Here is a 12,434-nt window from a genome sequence, read left to right on the forward strand (position 1 = left end):
ATCAGATTCCTTGTTCACTGAGCCACAGGTTCAGCGCCGCCAATTGCCACAGCTTGGAGCCGCGCAACGGGGTCAACTGGCCTTGCGGATCGGTCAGCAGGCGGTCGAGCATGGCCGGGTTGAACAGGCCGCGATCCTGGCTTGGATCGAGCAGCAGTTCGCGCACCCAGTTCAGCGTATCGCCCTGTAAGTGCTTGAGACCGGGCACCGGGAAGTAGCCCTTTTTACGGTCGATCACTTCGCTTGGAATGACCAGTCGTGCCGCTTCTTTCAAGACCTGTTTACCGCCGTCCGGCAGTTTGAATTTGCCAGGCACGCGGGCCGACAACTCCACCAGGCGATAGTCGAGAAACGGTGTTCGCGCTTCCAGGCCCCAGGCCATGGTCATGTTGTCGACGCGTTTGACTGGGTCGTCCACCAGCATGATCGTGCTGTCCAGCCGCAGGGCTTTGTCCACTGCCGCATCGGCGCCGGGTTGTGCGAAATGCTCCTTCACGAAGTCGCCCGCGGCATCGTTGGCCGTCAGCCATTTCGGCTGCACAGTGGCGGCGTAGTCTTCGTAGCTGAGGTCGAAAAATGCATCGCGATAGGCCGTATACGGATCGGCCGCGCCATCCACTTGCGGGTACCAGTGATAACCGGCGAACAACTCGTCCGCGCCCTGGCCGCTTTGCACAACCTTGCAGTGCTTGGCCACTTCACGGGACAACAGATAGAAGGCGATGCAGTCATGGCTGACCATCGGCTCGCTCATGGCGCGGAACGCCGCGGGCAGTTGCTCGATGATTTCGCTCTCCTGGATGCGCAACTGGTGATGCTGGGTGCCGTAGTGCTTGGCGATCAGGTCCGAATACTGGAACTCGTCGCCGCGCTCGCCGCCGGCATCCTGGAAACCGATGGAAAAGGTCGACAGGTTCTCGACGCCGACTTCGCGGAGTAAACCGACCAACAGGCTCGAATCGACACCGCCGGACAGCAGCACGCCGACATCTACCGCCGCCCGCTGACGAATCGCCACCGCATCACGAGTGCTGTCGAGCACCCGGTCGCGCCAGTCTTCGAGCGTCAGGTTCATCTCGTCGGCGTGGGGGCCGTAGGGCAGGGTCCACCAGGTTTTCTGCTCGGTGGTGCCGTCGGCCTCGATGCGCATCCAGGTCGCTGGCGGCAGTTTTTCAATGCCGGCGATCAACGTGCGCGGGGCCGGGACCACCGCGTGGAAATTCAGGTAATGGTTCAGCGCCACCGGGTCGAGCATCGGGCTGATATCGCCACCCTTGAGCAGCGCCGGCAAGGCCGAGGCAAAGCGCAAACGCTGGCCGGTGCGCGACAGGTAGAGCGGTTTCACACCGAGACGGTCGCGAGCGATGAACAGCCGTTTGGCGTCGCGCTCCCAGATGGCGAAGGCGAACATGCCGTTGAGTTTGGGCAGCAGTGCTTCGCCCCAGGCGTGATAGCCCTTGAGCAGCACTTCGGTGTCGCCGCCGGAATAGAAGGCATAACCAAGGCTTTCAAGCTCGGTGCGCAGTTCCGGGAAGTTGTAGATCGCGCCGTTGAAGGCCAGGGACAAGCCCAGTTGGTTGTCGATCATTGGCTGCGCCGAGCCGTCCGACAGGTCCATGATTTTCAGGCGACGATGGCCCAGGGCAATCGGCCCTTGGGCATGAAAGCCCCACGCATCCGGGCCACGGGGGGCCAGGTGATGGGTGATTCGCTCAACCGCTGCGAGGTCGGCAGGTTGATGATCAAAGCGTAACTCGCCAGCTAATCCACACATAAAGTCCTTACCGGTTTTTCCGTTGGGGAGGGTCAATCAAAACCGCGCCAAAACGGCGGGTACTCTGAAACTGACCTGGTGGATTGATGGGAGTTTTAGATCGATCGGTTATAAGCCGTGAGGCTGGGCTATCGCGGGCGGCAGGCACAGGGGCGCTCGCCGACCAGGGTATTTGCGCGATACCGCAGCTGTGATCAGGCCCCGCGGATCAACCGGCGCAAGGCAAAGCGGTTGGGGTGGCAGGCTTCAGCCACGCTGCGCGGCAACGGCAACGGTTCGTTATCCAGCCATGCCGCCAGCAACTCACCGGACAGCGGGGCGGTGATCAAGCCTCGTGAACCATGACCGCTGTTGACGTATAAACCGTCGAGCCATGGGCACTGGACATTCGGCACTTGACGGGCGTCCTTGCCGAGGGCGGCATAGGCCTGGCTGAACGCTTGGCCGTCGGCCAGAGGCCCGACGATGGGCAGGTAATCGGGGCTGGTGCAACGGAATGCGGCGCGGCCCTGAAGTTGCTCCGGGTCGAGTTGCTCGGCGTGCAGGCGGCTGACCAGATCGCTGGATATTTCTTCCAGTAGCTGCAGATTGCCCAAGTGCTCGGCAGTGGTCGGCGTCAGGTCGTCGCTGTTGAAATCGAAGCTGGCGCCCAGGGTGTGTTCGCCCAGGCGTGCTGGTGCCACGTAACCTTCGGCGCAGACCACCGTAGCCAGGCTCTGGCTCTCGGTGGTTTGCGCCAATCGGGTGATTTGCCCGCGAATGCGTTTGAGCGGCAAGTCGGCACTTTGCGCAAAACGTTTGATCTCGGCGGCACCGGCCAGCACCACGACCGGGGCACTGGCGAGCAAGGTGTCGCCGTCCCAGGCTTGCCATTGGTCATCCACCTTGCGTAGCTCCAACACATCGCGATGAGTCAGCAGTTGAACATTGGGTTGCGTGGCTTGCCACTGGCACAGCGCCGGAGGATGAACCCAGCCGCCTTCGGGATAGAACAATCCGCCGTGGGCCAACGCGATGCCGGCTTGAGCCTGGGCCTGTGGCTGGTCCAGCAAATGCAGCAGGTCCGCAGGAAACGCCGCCGCCAACTGCGCCTGGCGCTCGGCTTCCTTGGCATTGAACGCCAGTTGCAACACGCCGCAACCATCCCAGTCGACGCCGCGATGCAGGTGTTCGAGCACGCGCCGGGTATGCCCGAAACCGCTGACAATCAGTTGCGACAATGCGGTGCCGTGGGCCGAGAGTTTGAGGTACAGCACGCCTTGCGGATTGCCCGAGGCTTCCTGGGCGATGTCGGCGTGACGTTCCAGCAAACTCACCTGCCAGCCCCGTGCTGCCAGGCTCGCAGCGCTGGCACAACCGGCGAGGCCGGCGCCGATCACCAAGGCGCGGCGTTCGCCTTCAGGTCGAGGCGGGCGAGCGAACCACGGCTTGGCCGGTGTCGGTGTCGCCACCTCGGCCGGCCAGCCGATAAAGGCACCCCGAAGGATTTCCCATTTGTGCCCGATGCCCGGCGTGCGCTTCATCTTGAAGCCTGCCGCATTGAGTAATCGACGCACCCAGCCCGTGCTGGTGAAGGTACTGATGGTCGAGTCGGGTGCGGCCAGGCGCGCCAGTTCGGCAAACAGTTCGGCGGTCCACATGGCGGGGTTTTTCGCCGGGGCGAAACCGTCGAGAAACCACGCATCGATCTGCGCATCCAGCTGCGGCAATTGTTCCAGCGCATCGCCAATCAGCAGCGTCAGGGTCACGCGGCCGTTATCCAGAATCAGGCGTTGAAAGCCCTGATGGATCGCCACGTACTGGGCCAGCAGTTGATCGGCGAACGGTTTCAGTTCTGGCCACAACGCCAGCGCCCGCTTCAGGTCAGGGGCGGTCAACGGGTACTTTTCCACGCTGACAAAATGCAGTCGTGCACCGGCCACGGCCTGCTCTTCAAACAGTTGCCAGGCACACAGGAAGTTCAGCCCGGTGCCGAAACCGGTCTCGCCAATCACCAGTCGACCGTCCGCAGGCAACGCGGCAAAACGTTCCTTCAGGCGGTTTTGCTCGATGAACACGTAGCGGGTTTCCTCAAGCCCTGACAGGTCGGAGAAATACACATCATCGAACACCCGCGAATACGGGCGACCCTGATCGTCCCAGTCGAGCTGGGCGTTAGGCATTACAGGTTTCATGGCAGGCTCGGCAACGGCAAGGCGGGCATTCTAGCTGATCAGGGCTTGTGTGCTTGATCCATGGCAAGCCTTGATGACGAGATGTCAGGGAACATCCGCGATTGGGTTTGAAAGCTTTTGTGGCGAGGGAGCTTGCTCCCGCTGGGGCGCGAAGCGGCCCTCAAACCAGACGACTCGATTTATCAGGTAAATCGAGTTGGCTGATTTCACGACTGCTTCGCAGCCGAGCGGGAGCAAGCTCCCTCGCCACAAAAGCCAAAAGCCCCACGCAACAGGGAATTTCTCTGATGATCACCAGCCCAATCCGCTAGTCTTGCTCAATCTTGGAAGGGAGCCGCCCATGTTCGAATCTGCCGAAATCGGTCACGCCGTCGACAAAGAAACCTACGACGCTGAAGTGCCGGCCCTGCGTGAAGCCTTGCTTGAAGCGCAGTTCGAACTGCAGCAGCAAAAGCGTTTTCCGGTGATCATTTTGATCAACGGTATCGAAGGCGCTGGCAAGGGCGAGACGGTCAAGTTGCTCAACGAATGGATGGACCCGCGCCTGATCGAGGTCCGCACCTTCGACCAGCAAACCGACGAAGAACTGGCGCGGCCACCGGCCTGGCGCTACTGGCGGATGCTCCCGGCCAAGGGTCGCATGGGTATTTTCTTTGGCAACTGGTACAGCCAGATGCTGCAAGGGCGAGTCCATGGCGATTTCAAGAACGCGGTGCTGGACCAGGCGATCAACCAGTCCGAACGCCTGGAGAAAATGCTCTGCGATGAAGGCGCGCTGATCTTCAAGTTCTGGTTCCATCTCTCCAAGCAGCAAATGAAGGCGCGCCTCAAGGCGCTCGCCGACGACCCGCTGCACAGTTGGCGCATCAGCCCGCTGGACTGGCAGCAATCGCAAACCTACGACAAATTTGTGAAGTTCGGCGAGCGGGTGTTACGCCGCACCAGTCGCGACTATGCGCCGTGGCATGTGGTTGAAGGTGTAGACCCGTATTACCGCAGTCTGATGGTGGGCCAGATCCTTCTCGAAGGCCTGCAAAATGCGCTGAAGCGGCCCAAGGTCCATCCCGACAAAGTCAGTGCCGCGCCGCTGCCCACCCATATTGATCAGATGAACGTGCTCGACAGCCTGGATTTGACCCAGAGCCTGGAAAAGGACGATTACGAAGAACAACTGATTACCGAACAGGCACGATTCTCTGGCCTGATGCGCGACAAACGCATGCGCCAGCACGCCTTGGTGGCGGTGTTTGAAGGCAATGACGCGGCGGGCAAGGGCGGGGCTATTCGCCGGGTTGCCGCCGCACTCGATCCACGTCAATACAGCATCATCCCGATTGCCGCGCCCACTGAGGAGGAACGGGCGCAACCGTATCTCTGGCGCTTCTGGCGGTACCTCCCGGCCAAGGGTAAGTTCACGGTGTTCGATCGCTCATGGTACGGCCGGGTCCTGGTGGAGCGCATTGAGGGCTTTTGCCCGCCAGCGGACTGGCTGCGGGCTTACAGCGAGATCAACGATTTCGAAGAGCAGATTTCCGAGTCAAACGTCATCGTGGTCAAGTTCTGGCTGGCCATCGACAAGCAGACGCAACTGGAGCGCTTCCAGGCGCGGGAAGAGATTCCCTTCAAACGCTTCAAGATCACCGAGGACGACTGGCGCAACCGTGACAAGTGGGACGCCTACCGCGACGCCGTCGGTGACATGGTCGATCGCACCAGCACCGAGATCTCGCCCTGGACCCTGGTGGAAGCCAATGACAAGCGCTGGGCCCGGGTCAAAGTGTTGCGCACGATCAACCGGGCGCTGGAAGTGGCGTTCGAAAAGGCCGACAAGAAGGCCAAGAAGCACAAGCACTAAGACGATGGTTACGCATACGCCGGGTGAATGATTGTCGCGGTCGGTAATGGGGTGGACTTATGCTCGGTCCACTCTCAACCGACAACAACAATGAGGTATGCCATGCGTGAAGTGGTGATCGTCGACAGCGTACGGACCGGCCTGGCCAAATCCTTTCGCGGCAAGTTCAATATGACCCGTCCGGACGACATGGCGGCCCACTGTGTCAATGCGCTGCTCACACGCAATGACATTGACCCGGCCAGCGTCGAGGATTGCATCGTTGGCGCCGGTTCCAACGAAGGCGCCCAGGGTTACAACATCGGGCGTAACGTTGCGGTGCTGTCGCACCTGGGCATCGGCACTGCCGGCATGACCCTCAACCGTTTCTGTTCTTCAGGCTTGCAGGCCATTGCGATTGCCGCCAACCAGATCGCCTCGGGTTGCAGCGACATCATCGTCGCCGGTGGCGTCGAGTCCATCAGCCTGACGATGAAAAGCGTCAACACCGACAACCTGATCAACCCGTTGCTCAAGGAACAGGTGCCGGGCATCTACTTCCCAATGGGCCAGACCGCCGAAATCGTCGCCCGTCGCTACCACGTCAGCCGCCAAGAGCAGGATCTTTACGCGTTGCAGAGCCAGCAACGCACAGCCCAGGCTCAGGCCGCCGGGTTGTTTAATGATGAAATCGTGCCGATGGCGGTCAAGTACCGGGTCGAAGACAAGGCCACCGGCCAGGGGCAGATCCTCGATGGTGTTGTTGATCACGATGACTGCAACCGTCCTGACACCACGCTGCAAAGCCTCGCCGGTTTGAAGCCGGTGTTTGCCGAGGACGGCTCGGTGACGGCGGGCAACTCGTCGCAGCTGTCGGACGGTGCGTCGATGACCCTGGTGATGAGCCTGGAAAAAGCCCTGGAGTTGGGGCTCAAGCCTAAAGCCTTCTTCCGTGGTTTCACCGTGGCCGGTTGCGCCCCGGATGAAATGGGCATCGGCCCGGTGTTCTCGGTGCCGAAGTTGCTCAAGGCCAAGGGTTTGCAGATCGCTGATATCGACTTGTGGGAGCTCAACGAAGCGTTTGCCTCCCAGTGCCTCTACAGCCGCAATCGACTGGAAATCGACAACGCGAAATACAACGTCAACGGCGGGTCGATTTCCATTGGTCATCCGTTTGGCATGACCGGTTCGCGTCAAGTCGGGCATATCGTGCATGAGCTACAACGGCGCAATTTGCGTTATGGCGTGGTCACCATGTGCGTCGGTGGCGGGATGGGGGCTACGGGGTTGTTTGAGGCGGTGCGTTAAATCGATAGATTTGTATTGCCTGTTGAATAGCCTTCGCGAGCAAGCCCGCTCCCACATTTAACCGCATTCTCCTGGGAGAACTCGGTTAAATGTGGGAGCGGGCTTGCTCGCGAAAGCAGCACTGCGGTCTAGTGACTGGTACTCAATAGTTGCATCCGCTCGATATACGCCTGAATCTCCCGCATCGCCGCTTCAGGGCTGTCAAACGGCCCCTCGAGGGTGTTTTCCCGAGTGCTGAAATACAACTCCCCATTCACCCTGCACAACCGGTCACTGCGAAAGTGCGTGGTAGGGGCGTTGTCCTGGGCGCGCATGCCGTACATGGCAATCTCCTGAGTGTAGGTCCTGTTTACGGATCCAATGAGCTTATGCCTGAAGTACTTGCGGCGCCTGGCGACCTGATCGACGGCACTTCGTCAATTTAGCGTTGCGACCTGCACCGTTTCATTTGCGGCCAGCGAGCAACTGTCCCTGTGTGCCTCCGGGCGCTGGGCCTAGAATGACCGCTCTCGCCATTGGGCTTCGGGGGCAGCATGCACATTTCATCAGGTCGCTGGGTTTACGGGCTGTTCCTGGCGTTGCTGACGGCCCTGCTGTGGGGAATCCTGCCGATCAAACTCAAGCAAGTGCTGCTGGTGATGGACCCGGTGACGGTGACCTGGTTTCGCTTGCTGGTGTCCGGCGGTTGCCTCTTTCTATATCTGGCGACGACCAAGCGTCTGCCGAGCCGCAAAGCGCTCGGCCCGAAGGGTGGCTGGTTGGTGCTGATGGCGGTGCTCGGCCTGGTGGGCAATTACGTTTTGTACCTGATGGGCCTAAACCTGCTCAGTCCCGGCACCGCGCAATTGGTGGTGCAGATGGGACCGATCATGTTGCTGATCGCCAGTCTGTTTGTGTTCAAGGAGCGGTTCAGCGTGGGGCAGGGGATTGGCCTGCTGGTGCTGCTGATCGGTTTCGGGCTGTTTTTCAATCAGCGCCTGATCGAATTGCTCACCTCCCTGACTGACTACACCGCTGGCGTATTGATGGTGTTGGCGGCGTCCACGGTCTGGACCTTCTATGCGCTGGGCCAGAAGCAATTGCTGACGGTGTGGAATTCGTTGCAGGTGATGATGGTGATTTATCTGTTCTGCGCGCTACTGCTGACGCCGTGGGTGCATCCGCTGGAGGCGCTGAATCTGAGCCCGCTGCAAGGCTGGCTGCTGCTGGCGTGCTGCCTGAACACACTAATCGCTTATGGCGCATTTGCTGAAGCGTTGGCGCACTGGGAGGCTTCGCGGGTCAGCGCGACATTGGCCATTACGCCGCTGGTGACGTTTGTCGCCGTGGCACTGGCCGCATCGTTGTGGCCGGAGTACGTGCATGCCGAAACGATCAATGGCCTGGGTTATGGCGGGGCGGTGTTGGTGGTGCTCGGGTCGGCGCTGGTGGCGTTGGGGCCATCGTTGATGGCCGGGCTCAGGGCGCGGCGGACGCGGATGGCGGTCGGTCGATAGACCGCGTCATCGTTCTTCGCGGGCAAGCCACGCTCCCACAGGGGAATGCGATCACCTGTAGGCGCGAGGCTTGCCCGCGAAAACTGACTTTCAGGCGCTACACATCTCAGCCCTTGGCGCCGGCCTCCAACATATTCTCCGGCCGCACCCAGGCATCAAACTGTTCATCGGTCAGATAACCCAACTGCAACGCCGCCTCACGCAAGGTCAGTCCTTCGGCGTAAGCCTTCTTGGCAATCTCGGCGGACTTGTCGTAACCAATGTGCGGGTTCAACGCGGTCACCAGCATCAAGCCACGTTCCAGGTGTTCCGCCATTTTCGCTGCATCCGGTTCCAGCCCGGCGATGCAATGCTGCTGGAAGTTGCTGCAACCATCGCCCAGCAGGCGAATCGATTGCAGCAAATTGTGGATGATCACCGGTTTGAACACGTTCAATTGCAGGTGCCCCTGACTCGCGGCAAAGCCGATGGCGACGTCGTTGCCCATCACTTGGCAAGCCAGCATCGACAAGGCTTCGCACTGGGTCGGGTTGACCTTGCCAGGCATGATCGAACTGCCTGGCTCGTTGGCCGGCAGTTTCACTTCAGCGATACCGGCGCGTGGTCCGGAGCCGAGTAAACGCAGGTCGTTGGCGATTTTCATCAGCGTCACGGCGAGGGTTTTCAGCGCTCCCGACAGCGTCGTCAGCGGTTCGTGGCCGGCGAGCGCGGCGAATTTGTTTGGCGCAGTGACGAATGGCAGGCCGGAGAGCGCGGCCAGTTCGGCGGCGATCGCCTCGCCAAAGCCGTGAGGCGAGTTCAGCCCGGTGCCGACAGCGGTGCCGCCCTGCGCGAGTTCACACACGGCTGGCAGTGCGCTGCGGATCGCCCGCTCGGCGTAATCCAATTGTGCGATGTACGCGGACAGTTCCTGGCCAAAGGTGATCGGCGTGGCGTCCATCATGTGGGTACGCCCGGTCTTGACCAGTTTCATGTGCCGGGCCGACAGCTCGGCCAGCCCGCCAGACAACTCATTGATCGACGGCAGCAAATGCTGCTGCACCGCTTGAACGGTGGCGATATGCATGGCGGTAGGGAAGCAATCGTTGGAGCTTTGGGAGCGGTTGACGTGATCGTTGGGGTGTACCGGCGACTTGCCGCCGCGGGCGTTGCCGGCCAGTTCGTTGGCGCGACCGGCGATCACTTCGTTGACGTTCATGTTGCTCTGGGTGCCACTGCCGGTCTGCCAGACCACCAGCGGGAACTGATCGTCGTGGTTGCCGTCGAGTACTTCGTCGGCCGCTTGCTCGATCAACCGGGCGATGTCCGCGGGCAAGTCGCCATTGCGGTCGTTGACCCGGGCCGCGGCTTTCTTGATCAGCGCCAGGGCGTGCAGCACAGCCAGGGGCATGCGTTCCTGACCGATGGCGAAGTTGATCAGCGAACGTTGGGTCTGGGCGCCCCAGTAGGCGTCATCCGGGACGTTCACTTCACCAAGGCTGTCGGTTTCGATACGGCTCATCGGTCACACTCCTGTAGGTCTGATTGCGCAGTTTAGGCCGTGTTCGGCAGCAGTGGTTCCATCAGTCTGTTTTTTGACCACTGAGCCTTAGAAATCAAGCCCCATAAGGGGTGGGGGTTGAGCCATGACGTTTTTTAGGCGCAGAATGGTCGCCCTTGGGGTTTTACCTCGCCTGCTAGAAAAGGAAACTCGATGACTCGTCTTCGTGCCATCTGTACCGCGGTTGCACTGGTTTGCGCCAGCGGCCAGGTTTTTGCCGATACCGCCAGCCACAACGCCAGTGCCGAAGCTTTCCTGACCCTGGCGCACGCTGACAAATTGGGCACTCCGGTGTACATGCAAGTGCAGCAAATGTTCGCTCAGCGCTTTGAGCAAACCAAAGCCCCTGAATCGAAAAAAGCCCTGCTGGATACCTACCAGGCCAAGGCCAACGCCGCGCTGGACGCAGCCATTGGCTGGAACAAGCTGAAGCCGGACATGGTCAAGCTCTACACCACCAACTTCAGCGAATCCGAGCTGAAAGATCTGGTTGCGTTCTACCAGTCGCCACTGGGTAAAAAAGTCCTGGAAAAAATGCCGCAGCTGACTCAGCAATCGGCCCAGATGACTCAAGCCAAGCTCGAAAGCGCAGTGCCTGTGGTCAACAAACTGCTGGATGACATGACCAACGAGCTGGTGCCTAAAGGCGCCGCTGCTCCAGCTGTCAAGAAAAAGCCTTAAGCGGAGTTCGGTATGACCATGCAACAACGCATCGAGTCGACGCTGGGGCTGTTGCAGCCCGAGCACCTGCAAGTGCTGGATGAAAGCCACATGCACAGCCGTGGGTTGCAAACCCACTTCAAGGCTGTGGTGGTCAGTCAGCAGTTCGAAGGTCTCAATCGCGTCAAGCGTCACCAGAAGGTCTACGGCACTCTGGGTGAGCTGATGGGTGAGTTTCATGCGTTGGCGCTGCATACCTACACGCCTGAAGAATGGGCACAGATCGACGCGGCCCCGGCCTCGCCGACCTGTGCTGGCGGTAGCACGCATTAAGGTAGTGGGCTGATGGGCTGATGGGCTGATGGGCTGTTGTGGCGAGGGAGCTTGTTGTGGCGAGGGGGCTTGCCCCCGTTCGGCTGCGAAGCAGTCGTAAAACCGGCAAACTCGGTTGGACAGATGCACCGAGGTGATCCCTGTATTTTCAGGGCCGCTTCGCGACCCAACGGGGGCAAGCCCCCTCGCCACAAGCAAGCTCCCTCGCCACAAAGGCATCTCGCAGTCCTAAAACCACACCGTTTTTGCTAGAATCCGCAACGCGCCGCTTACCCGGCGCGTTTTTTTTCGCATCCGGTTCACCCCTTACGAGGGTAGCCACCTGGAGAATCACCCATGACACAACAGATTGTCGTGGCGGCACTTTATAAGTTCGTCACCCTGGAAAACTACGTTGAGCTGCGCGAGCCACTGCTGCAAGCGATGGTCGACAACGGCGTCAAAGGCACGCTGCTGATCGCCGAAGAAGGCATCAACGGCACCGTCTCCGGCAGCCGCGAAGGCATTGACGGGCTGATGGCCTGGCTCAAGAACGACCCGCGCATGGACGATATCGATCACAAAGAATCGTACTGCGACGACCAGCCGTTCTACCGCACCAAAGTCAAACTCAAGAAAGAAATCGTCACCCTCGGCGTCGAAGGCGTGGACCCGAACAAAAAGGTCGGCACCTACGTCGATCCAGAGAACTGGAACGCGCTGATCAGTGATCCGGAAGTCCTGTTGATCGACACCCGCAACGACTACGAAGTCGCGATTGGCACCTTCGAAGGCGCCATCGATCCGAAAACCACCAGTTTTCGTGAGTTCCCCGACTACATCAAAGAACACTTCGACCCGGCCGTGCACAAAAAAGTCGCGATGTTCTGCACCGGCGGCATTCGTTGCGAGAAGGCTTCGAGCTACATGCTCAGCCAGGGCTTCGATGAGGTCTACCACCTCAAGGGCGGGATTCTGAAGTACCTCGAAGAGGTGCCGCAGGAAGAAACCAAGTGGCAGGGCGACTGCTTTGTGTTCGATAACCGTGTGACCGTGCGCCACGACCTGAGCGAAGGCGACTACGATCAATGTCATGCCTGTCGTACACCGATCAGCGCCTGCGACCGCGCATCCGAGCACTACGTGGCCGGCATCAGTTGCCCGCATTGCTGGGATAAGCTGAGCGAGAAAACCCGTCGTAGCGCCATCGACCGGCAGAAGCAGATCGAACTGGCCAAGGCGCGCAACCTGCCGCACCCGATTGGTTACAACTACAAGCAATCACCTTCCGAGGCTTGAATCCATGTCTGCCCGCCTGCTCTATGTGATGGACCCG

General features: G+C 60.2%; 10 protein-coding genes. 6 read left to right on the plus strand and 4 right to left on the minus strand.

The features are described 5' to 3' along the window. Window position 1: 1 nt before the first annotated feature. Together AC1MEW_RS12140 and mnmC are read right to left on the minus strand one after the other, a co-directional pair. Window positions 2-1,774 carry an N-acetylglutaminylglutamine amidotransferase gene (locus AC1MEW_RS12140; protein WP_201205650.1) on the minus strand — a complete coding sequence of 591 codons (1,773 nt, stop codon included), beginning with the start codon at window positions 1,772-1,774 and terminating at the stop codon, window positions 2-4. Window positions 1,775-1,968: 194 nt separating this feature from the next. Then, entirely contained in the window at window positions 1,969-3,948 is a 1,980-nt protein-coding gene (gene mnmC / locus AC1MEW_RS12145) for a bifunctional tRNA (5-methylaminomethyl-2-thiouridine)(34)-methyltransferase MnmC2/FAD-dependent 5-carboxymethylaminomethyl-2-thiouridine(34) oxidoreductase MnmC1 (RefSeq protein ID WP_480426382.1), read from the minus strand. A gap of 340 nt (window positions 3,949-4,288) precedes the next feature. Between mnmC and pap the strand changes: the two genes are divergently transcribed. Then, window positions 4,289-5,803, plus strand: coding sequence for a polyphosphate:AMP phosphotransferase (gene pap / locus AC1MEW_RS12150; protein ID WP_201205642.1), 1,515 nt, complete (start codon window positions 4,289-4,291; stop codon window positions 5,801-5,803). Between the two features lie 102 nt (window positions 5,804-5,905). Then, the gene (locus AC1MEW_RS12155) at window positions 5,906-7,090 is read left to right on the plus strand and encodes a thiolase family protein (protein ID WP_480426384.1); all 1,185 of its coding nucleotides are present in this window, start codon (window positions 5,906-5,908) and stop codon (window positions 7,088-7,090) included. Window positions 7,091-7,218: 128 nt separating this feature from the next. On the opposite strand, the gene AC1MEW_RS12160 is transcribed toward AC1MEW_RS12155, so the two are convergent. Next, window positions 7,219-7,413 carry a DUF6316 family protein gene (locus AC1MEW_RS12160; protein ID WP_201191433.1) on the minus strand — a complete coding sequence of 65 codons (195 nt, stop codon included), beginning with the start codon at window positions 7,411-7,413 and terminating at the stop codon, window positions 7,219-7,221. A gap of 210 nt (window positions 7,414-7,623) precedes the next feature. Between AC1MEW_RS12160 and AC1MEW_RS12165 the strand changes: the two genes are divergently transcribed. Next, a complete protein-coding gene (locus tag AC1MEW_RS12165; protein WP_480426386.1) occupies window positions 7,624-8,586 on the plus strand; it encodes a DMT family transporter in 963 nt (320 codons plus the stop codon). Between the two features lie 106 nt (window positions 8,587-8,692). On the opposite strand, the gene AC1MEW_RS12170 is transcribed toward AC1MEW_RS12165, so the two are convergent. Continuing rightward, window positions 8,693-10,087, minus strand: coding sequence for a class II fumarate hydratase (locus AC1MEW_RS12170; protein WP_480426388.1), 1,395 nt, complete (start codon window positions 10,085-10,087; stop codon window positions 8,693-8,695). A gap of 192 nt (window positions 10,088-10,279) precedes the next feature. Between AC1MEW_RS12170 and AC1MEW_RS12175 the strand changes: the two genes are divergently transcribed. The 3 genes from AC1MEW_RS12175 (at window position 10,280) to trhO (ending at window position 12,397) form a co-directional block, all read left to right on the plus strand. Next, on the plus strand, window positions 10,280-10,807 hold the full coding sequence (locus AC1MEW_RS12175) for a DUF2059 domain-containing protein (RefSeq protein ID WP_201191427.1): 528 nt from the start codon (window positions 10,280-10,282) through the stop codon (window positions 10,805-10,807). 12 nt (window positions 10,808-10,819) lie between these two features. Continuing rightward, complete coding sequence (locus AC1MEW_RS12180; protein ID WP_201254931.1) at window positions 10,820-11,119, plus strand: BolA family protein; 300 nt, start codon at window positions 10,820-10,822, stop codon at window positions 11,117-11,119. Between the two features lie 336 nt (window positions 11,120-11,455). Then, window positions 11,456-12,397: an oxygen-dependent tRNA uridine(34) hydroxylase TrhO gene (gene trhO, locus AC1MEW_RS12185; RefSeq protein ID WP_322269300.1), complete on the plus strand. Its 942-nt coding sequence runs from the start codon at window positions 11,456-11,458 to the stop codon at window positions 12,395-12,397. Window positions 12,398-12,434 lie beyond the last annotated feature (37 nt).

Source organism: Pseudomonas sp. ASL4 (genome assembly GCF_056680395.1).

What these genes read in the sequence shown, in the direction of transcription:
- AC1MEW_RS12140 (WP_201205650.1), bottom strand. Translation starts at nt 1,774, where the DNA reads ATGTGTGGATTAGCTGGCGAGTTACGCTTTGATCATCAACCTGCCGAC.
- mnmC (WP_480426382.1), bottom strand. Translation starts at nt 3,948, where the DNA reads ATGAAACCTGTAATGCCTAACGCCCAGCTCGACTGGGACGATCAGGGT.
- pap (WP_201205642.1), top strand. Translation starts at nt 4,289, where the DNA reads ATGTTCGAATCTGCCGAAATCGGTCACGCCGTCGACAAAGAAACCTAC.
- AC1MEW_RS12155 (WP_480426384.1), top strand. Translation starts at nt 5,906, where the DNA reads ATGCGTGAAGTGGTGATCGTCGACAGCGTACGGACCGGCCTGGCCAAA.
- AC1MEW_RS12160 (WP_201191433.1), bottom strand. Translation starts at nt 7,413, where the DNA reads ATGTACGGCATGCGCGCCCAGGACAACGCCCCTACCACGCACTTTCGC.
- AC1MEW_RS12165 (WP_480426386.1), top strand. Translation starts at nt 7,624, where the DNA reads ATGCACATTTCATCAGGTCGCTGGGTTTACGGGCTGTTCCTGGCGTTG.
- AC1MEW_RS12170 (WP_480426388.1), bottom strand. Translation starts at nt 10,087, where the DNA reads ATGAGCCGTATCGAAACCGACAGCCTTGGTGAAGTGAACGTCCCGGAT.
- AC1MEW_RS12175 (WP_201191427.1), top strand. Translation starts at nt 10,280, where the DNA reads ATGACTCGTCTTCGTGCCATCTGTACCGCGGTTGCACTGGTTTGCGCC.
- AC1MEW_RS12180 (WP_201254931.1), top strand. Translation starts at nt 10,820, where the DNA reads ATGACCATGCAACAACGCATCGAGTCGACGCTGGGGCTGTTGCAGCCC.
- trhO (WP_322269300.1), top strand. Translation starts at nt 11,456, where the DNA reads ATGACACAACAGATTGTCGTGGCGGCACTTTATAAGTTCGTCACCCTG.